7 protein-coding genes are annotated in these 16,204 nt (G+C 69.5%); 2 read left to right on the forward strand and 5 right to left on the reverse strand.

Going from position 1 to position 16,204, the window contains the following annotated elements:
* Nucleotides 1–124: 124 nt before the first annotated feature.
* Both EJC51_RS33235 and EJC51_RS33240 read right to left on the reverse strand, forming a co-directional pair.
* Nucleotides 125–823 carry a response regulator gene (locus tag EJC51_RS33235; protein ID WP_244362962.1) on the reverse strand — a complete coding sequence of 233 codons (699 nt, stop codon included), beginning with the start codon at nt 821–823 and terminating at the stop codon, nt 125–127.
* On the reverse strand, nt 820–2,523 hold the full coding sequence (locus EJC51_RS33240) for an ATP-binding protein (RefSeq protein WP_126274435.1): 1,704 nt from the start codon (nt 2,521–2,523) through the stop codon (nt 820–822). The genes EJC51_RS33235 and EJC51_RS33240 overlap by 4 nt, the downstream gene beginning before the upstream one ends.
* Before the next feature lie 122 nt (nt 2,524–2,645).
* On the opposite strand from EJC51_RS33240, the gene EJC51_RS33245 reads away from it, so the two are divergent.
* Both EJC51_RS33245 and EJC51_RS33250 read left to right on the forward strand, forming a co-directional pair.
* Entirely contained in the window at nt 2,646–4,082 is a 1,437-nt protein-coding gene (locus tag EJC51_RS33245) for a cation:dicarboxylate symporter family transporter (protein WP_425276849.1), read from the forward strand.
* Between the two features lie 180 nt (nt 4,083–4,262).
* On the forward strand, nt 4,263–5,027 hold the full coding sequence (locus tag EJC51_RS33250; protein ID WP_126274437.1) for a DUF2127 domain-containing protein: 765 nt from the start codon (nt 4,263–4,265) through the stop codon (nt 5,025–5,027).
* Between the two features lie 72 nt (nt 5,028–5,099).
* Here EJC51_RS33250 and EJC51_RS33255 read toward each other — a convergent pair whose 3' ends face one another.
* The 3 genes from EJC51_RS33255 to EJC51_RS33265 all read right to left on the reverse strand — a co-directional run bounded on the left by EJC51_RS33255 (nt 5,100) and on the right by EJC51_RS33265 (nt 15,964).
* A complete protein-coding gene (locus tag EJC51_RS33255; protein WP_126274438.1) occupies nt 5,100–5,519 on the reverse strand; it encodes a hypothetical protein in 420 nt (139 codons plus the stop codon).
* 73 nt (nt 5,520–5,592) lie between these two features.
* Nucleotides 5,593–12,096, reverse strand: a complete 6,504-nt coding sequence (locus EJC51_RS33260; protein ID WP_244362964.1) for an RHS repeat-associated core domain-containing protein — start codon at nt 12,094–12,096, stop codon at nt 5,593–5,595.
* An 85-nt stretch (nt 12,097–12,181) separates the two neighbouring features.
* Nucleotides 12,182–15,964: a LamG-like jellyroll fold domain-containing protein gene (locus EJC51_RS33265; RefSeq protein WP_126274439.1), complete on the reverse strand. Its 3,783-nt coding sequence runs from the start codon at nt 15,962–15,964 to the stop codon at nt 12,182–12,184.
* Nucleotides 15,965–16,204 lie beyond the last annotated feature (240 nt).

The raw sequence follows: 16,204 nt of genomic DNA on the forward strand, positions 1-16,204 counted from the left end.
GCCGGCCGTCCGGACCAGGCCCGCCCCGCCTACCTCGAGGCCGCCGACACCTACACCCGAGCCAACGCCCCCGACAAAGCCGCCCAAGCCCGCACCCAAGCCGCCGCCCTAACCGCCCCCACCCCTAACGCCTCCCCACCCCCCGCCCCCACCGATACACCAACTCCGGCCTCCCCACCTGCCCATAAACCGGCGCCCGCTCAGCCCTCCCCGCCTCCACCAGATGCTCCAGATACCGCCGAGCAGTGATCCGCGAGATCCCGACCCCCTCGGCCAGCCCCGTCGCCGTAAGCCCCTCCTCCGCCTCCCGCAGCGCAGCCGTCACCCGTTCCAGAGTCGGCGCACTCAACCCCTTGGGCAGCGCCGCAGGCGAGGGCGCCCGCAACGAAGCCAACGCCCGGTCCACCTCGTCCTGCCCGCTCGCTTCCCCCACCGCCGCATGGAACTCGGCGTACCGCACCAGCCGATCCCGCAGCGTGGCGAACGTGAACGGCTTCAGTACGTACTGCACGACCCCCAGCGACACGCCCTCCCGCACCACCGTCAGATCCCGCGCCGACGTCACCGCTATCACGTCCGCCTGATGCCCCGCCGCCCGCAACGACCGCGCGAACTGCAACCCGTGCACATCCGGCAGATGCAGATCCAGCAGCAGCAGATCCACCGGCGTACGGTCCAGCAGCCGCCGCGCCTCCGCTCCCGTGTGCGCCTTGCCGACCGCGACGAACCCCGGTACCCGGCCCACGTACATCACATGTGCGTCCGCGGCCACCGGGTCGTCCTCGACGACCAGGACGCGGATCGGCTCTGGCTGGGTCGTCATGCGTCGCCTCCGGATGCGGTACCTCGCACAGCGCGCCGCTCGGTCCCGGCCGGTACGGCAGCTGTCGTCGACGCATCTTCGACCATGCCCGCGGTCGCCGTGTCCCCGGCATCCCGCAACGGCACCCGTACCTCGAACTCGGCGCCGCCCTCTTCGGCCGCCGCCACAGCCAATGTCCCCTCATGCCGCGCAACCGCCTGCCGCACCAGAGCCAAGCCCAGCCCCCGTCCACCAGGCCCCGCCGGCTTCGTCGAGAACCCCCGCTGGAACACCGCCTCCGCATGCGCCGGGTCCACCCCCGCGCCCGTGTCCGCGACCCGCAGCACCAGCTCGCCACCGTCCGTGTACGCGGTCACCGTCACCCGCGCCCCCACGCTGCCCTGCGCCGCATCCACCGCGTTGTCGATCAGGTTCCCGAGGATCGTCACCAGGTCCCGGGCCGGGAGGGAGGGCGGCAGCAGACCGTCGTCCAGCCGGCTGTCCTCCGACACCACCAGCTCCACACCCCGCTCGTTCGCCTGTGCCGTCTTCCCCAGCAACAGCGCGGCCAGCACCGGCTCACTCACCGCCGCCACCACCTGATCCGTCAGCGCCTGCGCCAACTCCAACTCAGCCGTCGCGAAGTCCACCGCCTCCTCCGCCCGCCCCAACTCGATCAGGGAGACGACCGTGTGGAGGCGGTTCGCGGCCTCGTGCGCCTGCGACCGCAGCGCCTGAGTGAAACCGCGCTCCGAGTCCAACTCGCCCATCAACGACTGAAGTTCCGTCACATCCCGCAGCGTCACGACCGTCCCCCGCCGCTCACCCCCCGACACCGGCGACGTGTTCACCACCAGCACCCGGTCCGCCGCCAGATGCACCTCATCGACCCTCGGCTCCGACGCCAGCAGCGCTCCCGTCAGAGGTGCGGGAAGGCCCAGGTCAGCTACGGACTGACCGACGACATCCCCGGGCACCCCCAGCAGCTCCCGCCCCCCGTCATTGATCAACGCCACCCGGAACTGGCCGTCCAGCATCAGCAGCCCCTCGCGCACCGCGTGCAGCGCGGCCTGGTGGTAGTCGTGCATCCGGCTCAGCTCGGCCGCGTTCATGCCATGGGTGTGGCGGCGGAGGCGGGCATTGATGGCGTACGTGCCGATCGCGCCCAGCGCCAGCGCGCCTCCCGCCACTCCCAGCAGCGCCGTGAGCTGGCCCTGCACCCGCTTGCTGATCGCCTCCACCTTGATGCCCGCGCTGACCAGGCCGATGACCTTGCCGTCCTCCATGATCGGCGTGACCGCGCGGACCGAGCGGCCGAGGGTGCCGGTGTAGGTCTCGGTGAAGGACTCGCCGGCCAGGGCCGGGCCGATCCGGCCCAGGAACTTCTTGCCGATCTCCGACTCCGTGGGGTGGGTCCAGCGGATGCCGTGCGTGTTCATGATCGTCACGAAGTCGACGTCGGCGTCGCGCATCACTCGGAGCGCGTACGGCTGGAGCCGCGCCGAGGGGTCGGAGGTGTGGATCGCCTGCCGTACGGACGGGGAGTCCGCGACCGCGCCCGCCACCGCCATGGCCTGGCGGCCCGCCGCCTCCTCGGCCTGGCTGCGGTCGCTGACGTACGTGAACAACGCGTAGCCCGCCACCAGCACCGCTATGAGCACGGCCTGCATGGCGAACAGCTGGCCGGCCAGGCTGCGGGGACGGGGGACGGGGATGCGCATGTCGTCAGTGTGCCTCCGACGTTAAGTGTGAACTAAATGAACGGAAGGGTGACCGCCCTCACAGGGCAGGAGATAGTCACCGCAATCCCTTAAACAGCCCGGACGTGAGCCGCACTCCGGTCATGCCGACGAAGACGTCAAGGAGGGCAGCCGTGGCCGCCAGCACCCCCGCAGCACCCGATACGGCACCCAAGGTCAAGGTCAAGAAGGACCGGACCCACTATCTCTACATCGCGGTGATCGTCGCGGTCGCCCTCGGCATCCTCGTCGGCATGGTCGCCCCGGACTTCGCCGTCGAGCTGAAGCCGATCGGTACCGGCTTCGTGAGCCTGATCAAGATGATGATCTCGCCGATCATCTTCTGCACGATCGTCCTGGGTATCGGGTCGGTACGGAAGGCCGCCAAGGTGGGCGCCGTCGGCGGTATCGCCCTCGGCTACTTCATGGTCATGTCGCTCGTCGCGCTCGGCATCGGTCTGATCGTCGGCAACATCCTGGACCCGGGCACCGGGCTCGCCGTCACCGACGCCGTCAAGGACGTCGGCCACGCCCAGGTCGACGCGGAGGCCAAGGACACCACCGAGTTCCTGCTCGGCATCATCCCGACCACCTTCGTCTCCGCCTTCACCGAGGGCGAGGTCCTCCAGACCCTGCTCATCGCCCTGCTGGCGGGCTTCGCGCTGCAGGCCATGGGCTCTTCCGGGCAGCCGATCCTGCGCGGTGTCGAGCACATCCAGCGGCTCGTCTTCCGGATCCTTGCCATGGTCATGTGGGCCGCCCCGATCGGCGCCTTCGGCGCGATGGCCGCCGTCGTCGGTTCGGCGGGCGTGGACGCGCTGAAGGATCTCGCCCTTCTCATGGTGGGCTTCTACCTCACCTGCTTCCTGTTCGTCTTCATCGTGCTCGGAGCGCTGCTGCGGGTGTTCGCGGGCCTGAACATCCTCAAGCTCTTCAAGTACCTGGGCCGCGAGTTCCTGCTGATCCTCTCCACCTCCTCCTCCGAGTCCGCGCTGCCGCGGCTCATCGCGAAGATGGAGCACATGGGCGTCAGCAAGCCCGTCGTCGGCATCACCGTCCCGACCGGCTACTCCTTCAACCTCGACGGCACCATGATCTACATGACCATGGCCTCGCTGTTCATCGCCGACGCCATGGGTACGCCGATGTCGCTCGGTGAGCAGATCCCGCTGCTGCTCTTCCTGTTCGTCGCCTCCAAGGGCGCCGCCGGTGTCACCGGTGCCGGTCTCGCGACCCTGGCCGGTGGTCTTCAGTCGCACAAGCCCGCCCTGGTGGACGGCCTCGGCCTGATCGTCGGCATCGACCGCTTCATGAGCGAGGCCCGCGCCCTCACCAACTTCGCGGGCAACGCCGTCGCCACGGTCCTGATCGGCACCTGGACCAAGGAGATCGACCGCGGCCGGGTCGACCAGGTGCTCGCCGGTCAGCTGCCCTTCGACGAGAAGACGCTGCTCGACGAGGACGGCGAGGGTGACGGTGCCGGAGACGTCCACGCGGACCTGCCGGAGCAGGGCGGCGAGAAGGAACTCGCGAAGGCCTGAGCCCCCCTGGGCCCACTGAAATGTCCGGGCGGCTGAGTAGCTCCCCCGTCGCTCAGCCGCCCGGACCCGCAACACCCCCGGCGGTCCCCTCACCGAACTCTTACCCGCCCCCACTAGCCTGCCGCGCCTGCCCCCAACAGGCGCGGCAGGCTCGTTCGGCGTTCGTGGAAGGCACGGGGGATGGCGATCGACTGGGACCGGCGCACCTGCGCGCGGCGCGGGCATGTGACGTACGCGCCGGACGACCCCCGGCTGCGGATCCGGCTGCGTGCCGACACCGCGCTCGGCGAGGTCTGGCGGTGTCTGCGCTGCGGTGACTTCGTGCTCGGCGAGCCGCACGGCTCGGGTCCGGCCGCCGAGGCGCCGCTCGTGCCGCGCGGCAAGGTGCTGCGGGATCTGTTCGTGCTGCGCTTCCTCGCGATCGAGCGGGCCGTGCGCGGCGTGTTCATCGTGCTGGTCGCGGCGGCCGTGTGGAAGTTCAGCAACTCCCAGGACGCGGTGCGCCGGCTCTTCGACGAGTACCTGGACGTCTTCCGCCCGGTCTTCCGGCACTTCCACTACGACCTCGACCATTCACCGGTCGTCGGCACCCTCCAGAAGACCTTCGGGTACAAGCACAGCACCCTGGTCCTGGTCGCGGTGTTGCTCCTGGCCTACGCGCTCATCGAGCTCGTCGAGGCGGTCGGGCTCTGGTACGCCAAGCGCTGGGCGGAGTATCTGACGGTCGTCGCCACGGCCGCCTTCCTCCCCCTGGAGATCTACGAACTCACCGAGCACATCAGCTGGTTGAAGATCGCCACCCTGGTCCTCAACATCCTCGCCGTGCTCTACATCCTGCTCACCAAGCGGCTGTTCGGGCTGCGCGGCGGCCACCGGGCCTTCGAGGCGGAACGCCGGAGCGCGTCCCTGCTGGAGGTCGAGGAGGCGGCGAGGGTGCCCGCCTGACCCGGCGGGTCGTCGGGCACAGAGGTCCGTGAACTCTCCCTCGTCCACGGACATCGAGTGGTACTGGTCGGCTCACCAGTCGTCGTCGACGTCGAAGTTCGCGTCGATCGGCGTACCGTCGTCCAGGAACGCCGCCACCAGGTACGTGCCGGCGGAGACGAGCCGAGTGTAGAGCCGCTCCGCGAGCTGCCAGCTCTCCACGTCGTAGGAGCGGGATACGGCGGTGAGTATCGCCGGTGCCTTGTCGACGGCACCCGGATCCGGACGGCCCAGGTACAGGGAGACGCTCATCTCGCTGTTCTCGAACCAGTACCGCCACTCGTCACCGTCGGCTGACTCGGCTACGGGCACGTCGAGGGGGACGCGCAGCGTCGTGGCGACGTCTTGCCACAGCTCCCCGGCGAACCGCCGCCACTCGTCGGTCTCCCGCGCTGGTCCGACGTAGAGTTCGAAATCCTTCTTGAAGCCGACGTGTGCTTCGAAAACGCCCACCTTCATATCCATTTCCGGTCGTGAGAGACACGGGGGGAGCCGGTCGTCCCGGCACCCCCCGCGTGGTCCTCTCTTATACCTCGTGGTCGACCACGTAGTCCCTGCCGATGAACACGACGCGTTCCACGGTCCCCTTGGGGTTCCACTGCCGCAGGGCGTCGCTCACACCGTCCTCGTCCATTCCGACGGGACGCAGATCCACATAGACGACGTCGACCTGCTGTTCGCGGTCGGCCTTCTTCAGGTGCTTGGCGAGCTGATTGGTGTTCGAGCCCCGGGGCACCTTGAACTCGGCCCGTTTGTCGTCGACCCAGGCGTCTCCCGCGTGGGGTGCCTGCTGGTCGTCGTTGCGGGACATGACGTCATGTCCCATGACGGCCAGGGTGAGGGCCAACTGGAACTCGGCGTCGTCGGAGAAACCGAATTCGCTCGCGGAGCGCTTCGTGTTCTTGCGCTTCCAGGATTCGTCGATCCGTTCCATGATCTCCTCGACGTCGTCCCGGTCGGGACCTGTCAGCATGTCGGCGAACGCGGAACCGAGCTTGTACGCGCCGCAGCCGTCCCTGGCGCCGCGGGGGCAGCCGACCGAGTCCTCGATCTCCTCGGCCATCTCCTCGTAGGGGTCGGAGAGATCCCACTCGCCGTCGAGGATCTGGTTCACCCGCTCCTTGCGCAGCTTCGCGGCGATCTCCGCGTTGGCGAAGAGGATCTCCTCCAGAGAGCGGCCGTAGCGACTGGCGCCCGCCGGCGCCCTGCCCGACCTGCCGTCCTTGTTCACATACGAGGTGCCGGAGGTACTGCTTTTCCTCGGCTTCCACCCCTTGGCCTTCCGCTCCGCCTCGGTGTCCGGGATGCCGCCGGTGCATGAGATCTCACCGGTGTGGCACTCGGGCACGCCGAGCCCGGACGGGTCGCTGAGCGTGGTGGGGTTGCCGTTGGCGTAGCCGTACCCGTTGAGGGACTGGTGCTGTTCCGGCATCAGCAGCGGGTCGACGCTGAGGAACTGGCCGGTGGAGGCGTCGTACGGGCGGGCCCCGATCTGGGTGAGCCCGGTGCCGCTGTCGACACTCTTGCCGAGGAAGCCCTTGTCGTCCGGCCAGGTACCGGTGCCGCTGCCTCGGGCGGTGCCGAAGGGGGTGGTGTACCGCTTGCTGAGCGCCTGGGCGCTGTCACTGCCGATGGCGACGGTGCTGGTGCCGTGGTGGTCGCCCGAGAGGTACTGGAGCTTCTCGGTGCCGCTCGCGTTGCTGCGCACCGCGATGGCGGCTCCGGCCACCGTGTAGTAGCGGTTGGCCCACTTCTTGCCGCCCTTGAGGTGTACCTCGGTGGCCCCGAGGTACAGCACGCTCTCGCCGTTCACGGCGTTGTCGCGGCGGATGAGGAGGGTGCCGTCGGCGTCGTACACGTAGTCGGTGGCCGTGGTCCCCTCGGTGACCTTGCTGAGCTTGCCCTCGGCATTCCACAGCAGGGACTGCCGGGTGGCGGACCCCGCCGACTCGGCGCGGGTCTCCGTGTTGCCCACGGCGTCGTACGTGTACTGCTCGGCCGCCGGGTCGCAGGCGGCCGCCGTCGTGGTCGACTTCAGGGCGTGCTTGCGGGCCGGGTCGTAGCAGTACCTCGTCGTGACCGGGGTCGGCACGGCGGCGTTGCGGGTCTCGGTCGCCCGCTGGCCCGACTCCGTGTAGGAGTAGCTGGTCCAGTACGGTGCCGCGCCACCGAGGTTGGCCACGGCGCGCCCGGTGGCCGAGCAGTCGGCCGTCTTCGGCGTCCACGCCTCGGTCAGCCGCTTCTGCCCGTCGTAGGCGAAGCACTGGTGGTCGGCCCCGGAGCCGGTGTCGGCGCGGTCGTGGATCGCGGTGACGTTCCCGGACTGGTCGTAGCGGTACTCCAGATCCTGGACCGGCCCCCGGGTCTGGTCGTCGGTCGACGACGTCAGCAGCCGGCCGGTGCCTGCCTCGTAGGTGCGCGAGATGAAGACCCGCTTGGCCGAGGCGGAGGTGCCGAGTTCGTACTGGTGGACCTGGCCGAGCGCGGAGTAGTCCACCCCCAGCAGATAGCCGCTGATACCGGACTGCGAGACCGGCAGCCCCGCGTCGTTGTACAGCGTCTCGACCGTCTCGGCGGCCAGGCCGCCGGCTGCCGGCTCCTTCGTGTTGTTGACCGTGCCGTCGAGCCGGTACGCGGTGCCGAAGGTCGTGGTCTGTGCGACGGCCTGCGAGGTGACCAGCGCGTCACTGGCCGGCAGGGTCAGATCGGTGCTGGTCGGCCGGTTCAGGCTGTCGTACGCGGTGATCTTCTTGGTGTACGCCTTGCTGTCGGTCTGGCCGACGCCGTTCTCGTACCGGACGGATTCGTCGACGTACCCCTTCAGCAGGCTGTCGTAGGTCCAGGCGGAGAGCTTGTTGGCGTCGGTGCGGCTGGTGTGCCACAGACCGGTCTTGCGGCCGAGCTCGTCGTATCCGTAGTAGAGGATCCGGCCCTTCTGGTCCTTGGTGTGGTCGACCTGGTCGAGGACCGTGTACTTGGTGGTCGTGGTGCCCTTGTCGGGGTCGGTCGCGGTGACCTGCCGGCCGTAGAGGTCGTAGGTGTACGACCAGACGGAGCCGTCCGGACCGGTGATGGTCTTCTGCTTGGCGTCCGGCGTGTAGGTGAAGGCGACCCTGGTGTACGAGGTTCCCTGCGTCGCGCCGTACTCGGTGTCGTTCGGGACTGGGCCCGCGTAGGTGCGGGTCTCCTTGGTGCGGCCGAGGACGTCGGTGATCGTCCGGGACGCGGTACCGCCCTCCAGCGCGGTGGTCGCCACCGAGTCACCGGTGTAGGTGGTCGTGGTGTCCCACTTCTTGACGCCCCACGAGGACAGCGTGGTCTTCAGCGCGCGTCCCGCGCCGTCGTAGACGGTGTCGTTCTGCTTGGGCGACTGGGCGTACTCGACACCCGTGTAGGTGCTGTTGGGGGCGCTGGTGTTGTCGTAGGCGTCATGCTGCGTGGTGACGGCCAGACCGCGCGAGTCGTAGCGCGTGTCGTTCAGGACGCGCCCGCCGCCGGCCGCCGCGGGGACCTGCGTCTGGACGGGGCGCAGCAACGAGTCGAACAGTGCGTAGGAGGTGCGATACCCGGTCCCGTCCGCCTTCAGCTTGGCGACGGAGTTCCAGGACGGCTTGGTCTGGCTGATGCCGTAGTCGAACTTCGCGTTCGGTGTGTCACCCCCGGACTTCGACCGGTTGGGCAGCCAGGTGGCCGTGATCCTCCCGAGGGCGTCATAGGTGTGCTCGGTGCGCTTGAGGTTGGCGTCGAGGGCATAGGAGACCGTGCCGCGCGCGGGGTCGAAATAGGTGTACGACTTGTGCGCCTGGCCGTTCGACGCCAGCTTCGGGTAGGTGACGATGACGCCGGTGACCGGGCCGCCCGCGGCCGGGTAGTAGGCCGTGCTGGTCTCGTAGCCCGCGGCGTCGGCCACCTTCAGGGACCGGCCGAGCTTGGCGGTCGCGGTGTCGAAGGTGGTGGCGGTGACGGTCTGCCACTGCCCCGCGGCGGGGTTGCGGTCCGCCGTGCCGCTCGCGGCCGGGTAGCCCTTGGGCTGGCCCGTCCAGGTCGGCAGGCCGAGCGTCGGCGTCTGGTCGGCGCTCCAGCCGGTCGCGCCCGGGGTGTCGTACACCGTCGCGGCGTCGGCGAGGACGTCCCCGCGGGTGTCGGTGTTCGCCGGCAGCGACAGCTTGTCGTCGGTGTCCGCGCACTGCTTGGCCACCGTGCGGGTGCGGGAGACGAGCGAGGTCAGGCCCTTGGTGTCGTTCCGCGCGTACCAGGTGCGGGTGCAGGTCTCATCGCCGGTCACCGACCAGTCGCCGTGGTTCTCGTTGTGGGTGACCATGCCGTACGTGTCGTCGTAGGTGTACGACGCCGCGGTGGTCCGCCACTTCTGCGCGGCCGTCAGCCAGGTGCGCTCGTAGGTGCGGGCCGTGCGCACGAAGTGCGCCTTGGTGTTCGCGTACGACTTCTGCTGGCTCGCGGTCTGCTTGGACCAGAAGTTGTTGACGCTGAACGTGATCGGCGTGCCGCCGTCGTAGGTGATCTCCTGGCGCAGCTGGCCCGCGTACTGGTCGGAGTCGGTCGCCGCGGACAGGGTGACGCCCGGCATCGGGATCGGCTCGACGCTCGCGGGGCGGGTGGTGCCGTCGAGCTGTCTGTCGCCGTTCATGCCCTGCATGTACAGCTTCACCGTCTTGGAGCGGACGGCTCCCACCTCACCGGTGTGGGTGGTCACCTTCTGGTAGCCGCGCCACACGGACCAGGTGCGCTCCTTCTCCTTGGTGAACGGGTCGTCGTTGTAGTGCCAGGCCGGGGACTCGTAGGTGTAGCTGTACTCGACCGCCGGGTTCTTGGCCGCGGGGTCACTGGTGTTGACCGAGGTGACCCGGTACTTGTGGAACCAGTCGAGCGCCGGGTCACCGCCGTTGACCGCCCAGTACACGGGGTAGCAGGACAGGGTGTTCTTGTCCGCCGCGGCCGGCATGGTGCTGCCGCGCACGCACTCCTCGTTGGAGAGCGCCACGGTCGTGACGGCGCCGGTCTCCGAGGTGATGGTGGAGATACGGGGCCGGGTCAGCGGCAGGATGTCGCCGCCGCCCGGCTGGCTGCCGCCGGCGACGCGGTTGGGCCGCTGCTGGTAGGTGAAGCCGACCGGCGGCAGGCCGATCGGGGTGCCGTTCTGGCCGGTGCGCTTGAGGGAGGTGAGGGTGAGGACCTGGTCGGAGCTGTTGCCGATGTCCTGCCCGTCGAAGAACGCCTGGCCCAGCGCGTAGGAGTCGACCGGCTTGAAGGCGTCCGGCTCGGCCGCCGTGGACCAGTAGTAGGTGTCGACGGCCGTCAGCCGCTTACGGGTGAAGAAGGCCGGGCCCGTGGCGAGGCAGTCGGTCGCGGTGGACGCGCAGATCGAGTCGAAGGGGACGTCCGGCCAGTTGGCGGCGGTGTCCTTGGTGAGCGAATCGCACGAGGAGGCCGTGCAGCGCTCCTTGTACGTGAACGTGACCTTCGCCGAGGTGACACCCGTGAACAGCGCGTCGGCGCGCTGGCCGTAGCGGATCTCGGTCGGGTGACCGCCCCTCACGTACGACTCGAGCGCCGTCTTGTCGCCGTTCTTCGCGTAGTGGTTGGTCTCCTTGGCGTACCAGTAGGTCGCCGCGTTGCCGTGCACGTCCTGCACCAGGTCGAGGTTCCAGCGCCATGCCTGGGTCTTGGCACGGCCCGAGAAGCCGGTGCCCGCGGAGTAGCCGGGCTCGCCACTGTCATCGCCGAAGACGGGCACGGTCCAGGTGGAGTTGGTCCGCTCGGTGCCGGCGCCGGGCAGTTTGTTCAGACCGAACGTGTACGTCGTGCCGTTGCCGGTGACGACCCGCCAGTACTCGCCCTTGCCGTCCGTGCCGTCACCGTCGTCGTCGTTGTCGGCGCCGGTTTCGTGGAAGACCTGCGAGGCGTCGTCGTTCTTCAGCCGCCACTTGCCGGAGGTGTCGTCCTTGACCAGTTCGTTGGCGACACCGTTGAGGACGAGCGAGGCGTTCTCGAACTTCCAGCACAGGTCGTTCTTGTCGGCCTGACCGTCGTCCTCGCAACTGCCGTACTGGCGCGAGACATAGGACTCGGTCATCGAGAAGCCCTCACCGACCAGCGAGCCCTGGTTGTTGGTGTTGGCGGTACGGCCGTCGATCGACCCGGAGTCGTACCCCAGCGCCAGCGGCGGCACCGGACCGGCCGGGGCCGGGGGCAGGGTGAGCGGGTAGGACCAGGCGAACGAGCCGGACGACTCGCCGGCCTGCCAGGTCGACGACGCCGACAGCGGGGTGGCGGCGAAGTCACCGCCACCGGCCGGGGACGTCGTCGTGGACTCGGCGGCCAGCGCCAGCACGGTCGGGGTGCCGCTCGCGGCGACGGCCGTGCGGGCCGTCACCGTCTGGCCGTCGGTGTCGTTGGTGGAGTCCACCGGGGTCGTGACGCGGCACCGGGGCTTCTCCGGGGTGGTCAGCGCGCACGCCGGGAGCCTCACCAGGCCCAGCCGGGTGGCCCAGTTGCCGCCGACCGCGGAGGCGAACGAGCTGTAGTCCACGGTCACTCGGGCCGCGCCGGGCCGCTTGGCGCCCACCGTGAACACGACACCGGTGACTCCGGCCCGTTGTGTGGCCTTCCGGTCCAGGATCCGGACGGACGCCTCGCCTGAGGCCCTCTTGGTGCCGGACTTCACCGCGGTGACGTCGACGACGGTGCCCTTGGACGGGGTCGCGAGCGAGTCGTGGGACGTGCCGGGCTTGGGCCAGGCGACGCGGCGCTCCGTGCGGGCCTGGGCTATCAGGCGCTGGTTGGCCTTCTTGTCCCGGGCGACCCGCTCCCGGGCCTTCTTGGCCCCGAGGCCGGTGACCGGGTGGACCCGGCTGACCTTGGTGTCGGCGGAGTCCGGGGCACTTGGACGGGCCGCCTCGGCGACACCCGAGGGCAGCACCGGTGTCGCGAACAGCGCGAGGAGCAGGGCACCGATGACCGGCCTGCGGCCGGTCGGGTTCCCGTTTCTGCGCGAACGTGATCTGAACACGATCTGCTTTCTTCTGGAAGGTGTGGGGGAAGGCCGGGGCGCGGGCGGCGGAGTACCGCCCGCGCCCCGGCCAGGACAGGTGAGGTCAGTCGCCGACCACGGCCGTCTTGTGGTGGGCGCTCTGCACCGCGCCCGCCCACATCCGGATGTGGTTGACGCGGCCCGGCACGTGGTTGCCCCACGCGCTGTTCAGCCAGCCCTTGCCGACGGCCACGCCGCCGCTGCTCGCCGGTGCCGTGTACTGCGTGGGCTCGCCCTGCCGGTCCACGAGGAAGAGGGAGATGGTCTGGTTCTGGGCGTCGTACGCGCCCGTGAGCTCGACGTCGGTGCCGAGCACGGCCGCGGCGTCGCTCTGCACCGACGCCCCGTTGCCGTCGGCGGTCAGCAGGCCGAAGTGCCACCGGCCGAGCGCCCAGGTCTCGAACTTCGGCTCACCGGTGGCCTCGTCGATCACAGGGTCGCCGTTCTCGTCCAGGACCTCATGGCCCTGGGAGTCGAGGCCGGTCTTCTCGAACCACAGCCCCCAGGACGATCCGGTGGCCGTGCGCTGACCGAGGACCTGCGCGCGATAGCCGTTCGGCTTGTCCTTGAGTGCCGCCCCGTCGACCATCGTTTCCACGGCCACCGTGAAGGAGCCGGTGGTGTCGACGAGCGGTGAAGCGGACTCGGCACCGCCCGTGCCTTCCAGGACCAGGGACTCGCCGTCCAGCTTGGCGCCGCTGCCCACGGTGAGCGTGGGGCCGTAGTTGCTGGTGGTGTCCTGGATGGTGCTGCCCGAAGCTCCGGAGGCGTTCAGGTCGGCCACCAGTTCCAGGTGGGGCAGCCCGGTGCCGTCGGGGCCGTCGGTGAGCCGGGCCTCGCCCGCGATCTGGACGTCGGACTGGGCCGCCTGCCAGACCGTCACCTCGTCGACCTCACCGGCGAAGGGGTCGGCGTAGGCGCCCTTGTACTTCACCCGGCCGATCTGGAAGCCGCCGTTCGCGGACCAGTTGCCGGTGATGGTGTCGGTGCCCTGGAGGCGGCCGTTCACGTACAGCGACAGGACGTTCTTGTCGTGGTCCACCACCGCGGCGAGGTGCGTCCACACACCCGTCTGCGCCGGGTCCTTGGCGTTGACCCGCTGGTTGCTCAGCGAGGTGGACGCGAGGTCGGCGTCGGCCAGGCGCACGCACCAGGTCTTGCTGTCCTCGCAGTAGCTGAGAAAGAAGGGGCTGTAGTACGTGCCGTCCTGGCCGGCCACGGTGAAGTTCCGCCCCGTCGCCTCCAGCCGTACCCATGCGGCGACGGTGTACGACGCCGCGGTCTGGAGGACCGGCTCGGTGGTCGAGGCGTACGCCGAGTTCGTCACCTTCAGCGCCTGGTCCTGGCCGAGAACGGCTGTCGTGGTCTCGGTGGCGGGCTGCTTGACGATCTCACCGCGGCGCCCGTCGGGCGTGCGGACGGCGCCCGCGGACAGCGTGAGGTCGTCGCGCAGAGCGCTGTCCGTGGTGGAGGTGTCGACGGCCGCGCCGCTCGGCTCGTCGAAGTTCCAGTGGGCGACCGGCTTGGGTCCCTCACTGACGAGGAACCGGACGATCTGCTCGTCGCCGCCCAGCGGATAGGCGGCCGACTTGGCCTGCACATGGAGCAGATAGGTGCCGGAGGACGGGGGAGTGAAGGTCGCCTTGTAGGTGGTGCCGCTCATCCACGCCGACCAGGCGGAGTCCGAGGAGAGCCGGTACCGGTAGCCGCTGTTGGTGCTGGTCTCGCCCGCGGCGGGACCGAACACCGCGGTACCGGACTTGCCGGGCCCGCCGCCCGCGACGCAGGAACCGCCCGTGACGCATTCGCTGTACGTGGTCCAGGACGTGATGCTCGGCTTCTGCGGGGCCTTGCTGTCCACCGTGAAGTAGCACCAGTCGCTCTGCGGACTGGACAGGAAACTCTGGTCGCTGTTGTAGAGGGAGTGTGTATAGGCCCGGTAGCGGTGCAGTTTGCCGTCGGCCAGGGGGTTGTCCCAGTCCTTCGTCTGCGCCGGGAATCCCTTCAACGTACTGCTGTACGCCACATATCCGCTGGTCGGCTTCAACGAGGAGGTGGTCGGCTCGGGCGCGTCGGACCAGGTGGTGCCGTTCTTCACGTCCACGTCGAAGTAGATGCGCAGCCGGGCGCCGGACTCACCGCCGGCCGCCGTCTCAGGAGTGGCGAGCAGGTCGGGCCTGGGGTCCGTGATGACGCTGGGGGACGACTCCGACTTGCTGCACACCCGGCCGGCGCCGGCCTTGACGCCGGTCTCGGTGGGGGTGGCGGGCTTGCTGACGTAGTCGACCGTGAGGACGGCGTCGTCGTCGAACCGCTTCCAGGACACCGTGTCCGACTCGCTCTTGGCCATGAGCATCAGCGTCAGCCGGGGGAACGATCCGGCCGCGAAGGACCGGACGGTCGGGGTGAGGTTCTCGTCCGGCTCCTCGGCGTAGTCGTGGAAGCGGATCGGCGCGGCGGGCTGGGCCGGTGAGCAGGCGGAGCCGCGGCCGGCGGAGACGTTCCGGTCGCCCATCTGGTCCAGCTTGGTCGGGCCGGGCCACTTGCTGGACGAGGAGATGGGGTTGGTGCGCTCCAGGTCGACCCAGCGGGCGTCGCAGGAGAACGACCAGGTCTCCGTCACGTTGAACTCGGCGTCCAGAACGTGCTTGCCCTTCAGTTTGTCCGGGGCGAACTCGAAGTACATGCGGTTCACATAGCCGTTGCCGCAGTAGTAGGTGACGCCGCCGATCACGGCGGAGCCGCACTTGCCGACGCTCATGCCGTTGGTGCCGCCGGAGAAGTTGTAGAAGACGTCACCGTCGGACGACAGCACCGTGCGCTCGGACTCGTTCAGTTCTACCGACGGGTCGATGTAGAGCGGCAGTTCGGCCTGGGTGGTGCCGGTGAGAAGGCCGGCGTCGGGGACGACACGGACGGATTCCTTGTCGAGGACGACGTCCATCAGAGCGGACTCGTCACCGGCGCCGGGGCCGTCGAGGGGGTTCTCGTCGGCAGGGCCGGTCACCGGGACGGGGTCGGACCCGGTATCGGCACCGGCGGTCCGGGCCGCGCCCAGCGGACGCAGCCCGGCGCTCTGGGCGGACAGGCCCTCGCCGTCGGCGGTGTCTCCGGCGGAGTTCCACATCCGGGCGCTCGGTGATCGGAAGACGACCTGGCCGTTGCCGTCGACCACTTCCATGCTTCCGGCGGCTCCGGCGCGCGCTTGCAGTCCGTCGGTGTCCAGGTCGTAGCTGATGGCCCGCAGGCCGGGGGCGGCGGCGGCCTCCAGCGTCTCGACCTCCAGCACCTGCCGGAAGCCTTCCGGAGTCGCCGTCAGGATGAGGTTGACGTCCGGGCGGACGTCCTCGTAGACGGCTCGGGCCCCGTCCAGCCGGGGCTCGGGAAGAGTTCCCGGCCAGCCGAGGGACACCGACCGGCCGGCGTCGCCGATGGTGACCAGGTCCGCGCCGGAGCCACCGCCGGAGAACGACATCTCGACAGCGGCGGCCCGCGGCCCGACCGAGCCGTCCGCCCGCTTCACCAGCGTCGCGTCCGGCCGGACCCAGCCACCGTCCGCGGCGGCGACCCGGACCGGGACGATCGACTTCTCCAAGGTGAGCGTGGAGCCGTCGGGGTTGGCGAACACCGTGTCCCGCTCGGTGCGTTCCGCGACGACCTCCACCCGTTCACCGGTGGCCGCGGCCTCGGCGAGGGCCTTCTCGGAGGCGGTCGGTCCGGTGGCGTCCGACGGTGCGGCGCTCGCCCGGTCGGCGGCGAGCGGCATCCCTGGTGCCAGGGTCAGCGCCAGTGCCAGCGTGACTCCGGCACCCGCCAGGCGCGCCGCGCGCCCTCGGGTCGGTCTCATGAGGGTCTCCATCTGAGCGTGAAAACAAGCATCGGAATAAGACATATGTTCGATTGCATGGCGAGGAGGGTGGCGTGACAGGCCGAAGTGAAGACGGCTATCGGATGGGCGTCTGTAACCGGACGCGCCGCAACGGCTGGATCAACGAACCCCCCATGTGCACCCTGCTGATGCACCCCACCCCTGACGTGCTTGGATGCAGAGTACATGGCAAACACATGGCAAATTCACAGGCTCCGC

This window comes from Streptomyces aquilus (genome assembly GCF_003955715.1).
In the GTDB taxonomy this organism is placed as follows: domain Bacteria; phylum Actinomycetota; class Actinomycetes; order Streptomycetales; family Streptomycetaceae; genus Streptomyces; species Streptomyces aquilus.

Excerpts from the sequence above, each read along its gene's own strand:
- EJC51_RS33235 (WP_244362962.1), bottom strand. The coding sequence starts at position 823 with ATGACGACCCAGCCAGAGCCGATCCGCGTCCTGGTCGTCGAGGACGAC.
- EJC51_RS33240 (WP_126274435.1), bottom strand. The coding sequence starts at position 2,523 with ATGCGCATCCCCGTCCCCCGTCCCCGCAGCCTGGCCGGCCAGCTGTTC.
- EJC51_RS33245 (WP_425276849.1), top strand. The coding sequence starts at position 2,646 with ATGCCGACGAAGACGTCAAGGAGGGCAGCCGTGGCCGCCAGCACCCCC.
- EJC51_RS33250 (WP_126274437.1), top strand. The coding sequence starts at position 4,263 with ATGGCGATCGACTGGGACCGGCGCACCTGCGCGCGGCGCGGGCATGTG.
- EJC51_RS33265 (WP_126274439.1), bottom strand. The coding sequence starts at position 15,964 with ATGAGACCGACCCGAGGGCGCGCGGCGCGCCTGGCGGGTGCCGGAGTC.